The sequence below is a fragment of the Frankia sp. CcWB2 genome (genome assembly GCF_977927585.1).
Genome location: NZ_CDWRCM010000046.1, coordinates 18,500 through 19,954 on the forward strand (window position 1 = coordinate 18,500; position 1,455 = coordinate 19,954).

A 1,455-nucleotide genomic window follows, 5' to 3' on the forward strand; every position below is an offset into this window, starting at 1 on the left:
CTTCCCGTGCGTCGTCCCGATGACGGCCGAGGTCCTTCGCGACCGCTTCGTCGACCTCGGGGGCGATGATGCCTGCCTTGGCTGCCTCGGCTAGGGCGACGCAGATGTACGCGAGTGCATGGTAAGCAAGCAGGATTCCGAACAACGGACGGGGTTCGGCGCGTAGCGGCGAGGTGTACGTGCCGTCGTGCGCGGGATCGACCAGGTCGCCAGCCGCCTGCGCGGTACGTAGGTGGTGGTGCGCAGTCTCGTGGACCACAAGCTCGATGGTCTGCGCGGTCCCCTTGGAGATGTCGGCTTCAATGAGACCGGGAACGTCGGGGTCGTGGCAACTTCGCGCCGTGTCGGCGATCGGCGCGAGCGGACGGACGACAGCAGTGGCCGACGTGATCCAACTCATCAGGTCGGGGCAGCGGTTGGCCAGCACGCCCACCGTGCGCAGGTAGCGCCCGATCGACACTTGGATCTCCGGCTCTCGTTCAACGACCGCCGACGACGGCAGCGACGGCCACGAACCCGGGGTGACGACGCCGGTGGCCCGACACCAAAGATCGAGCCCGAGCGGGACAGGTGCAGGTTGGGCGACCAGTGCGCCGAGTGCCTCGAGTTCGTGGCGACCGGCGTCGACCACCTCGTCCCCCGCACCTGTCCACAACACGATCTTCTCGGTCAGCTCGACAGCGCCCAGATCGGCCGCGGTGCTCGCGGCGGCCCAAGCGGCGAGGGCGACGTCGCGGCTGCCGTCCACGGGCTCGGGCTTAGTAAGCCGACTCATGAGGGGATGGCGTAGCCACGGACTGGCTACGAGCGCATTGTCGACGATGACGGCACGGACGGGTTCGGCGTCCAGCTTCAACGTCTGGACCGGCATCCACCGGTCAACCCTCTCGATCAGCGAGGCGGTCCACGCGCCGGCGTCAGGACGCCATTCCCATGGGCTCTCGGTCACTGCCCGATGTGCTTGTTCTGCGTGGCCGCCTTGGCTTGCTGCAGCCGGATCAGTCGTTCCGTGAACGCATTGAACGCCACCTCATCCAATTCAGCCAACCCGCTTATGGCCTCAGACTGCTCGAGGACGGCGGGCTCGATTTCGACCGCGCCGGTCCGGCTGAAAAAATGCCGTTGGAATGAGACGTTCCGTTGGTTGACCTACTGAAGATGATGCCGTTCGAGTGGTGAGAGACCGCTGCAGTCCCGTCGCCTGTACCCGCGTCGCCTGAACCCGCCTCGTCGAAGACGCGCTCCCTTGCCAAGTTTGCTTCGATCACGCCTTTGATTGCTGCCTGAACGCGTTCTTCCGCGGAGTCTGGCACGCCGCACCCCCTGAGATTATGGCGAGACTTACCGGACCATGGGACCATAGGAGTCGAAATGAAATAACTTGCGCGTTTCGAACCCTCCACAGGCCTGTGACCTGCGATGATGCTCTCGATCACGTATTTGTTACTTCATTAC

General features: G+C 64.5%; 2 protein-coding genes. One reads left to right on the plus strand and one right to left on the minus strand.

Features of this window, described 5'->3' with window-relative positions; translation table 11 throughout:
- Positions 1-631 (minus strand): aKG-HExxH-type peptide beta-hydroxylase (locus tag ACY45C_RS07315; protein WP_462186876.1); only part of this gene is annotated, 631 nt, incomplete at its 3' end.
- Positions 632-933: 302 nt separating this feature from the next.
- Between ACY45C_RS07315 and ACY45C_RS07320 the strand changes: the two genes are divergently transcribed.
- Entirely contained in the window at positions 934-1,131 is a 198-nt protein-coding gene (locus tag ACY45C_RS07320; protein ID WP_462186877.1) for a hypothetical protein, read from the plus strand.
- Positions 1,132-1,455: the final 324 nt, after the last annotated feature.

Bases quoted from the DNA above. Each gene is read 5' to 3' on its own strand.
- ACY45C_RS07320 (WP_462186877.1), top strand. From the start codon at position 934: ATGGGCTCTCGGTCACTGCCCGATGTGCTTGTTCTGCGTGGCCGCCTT.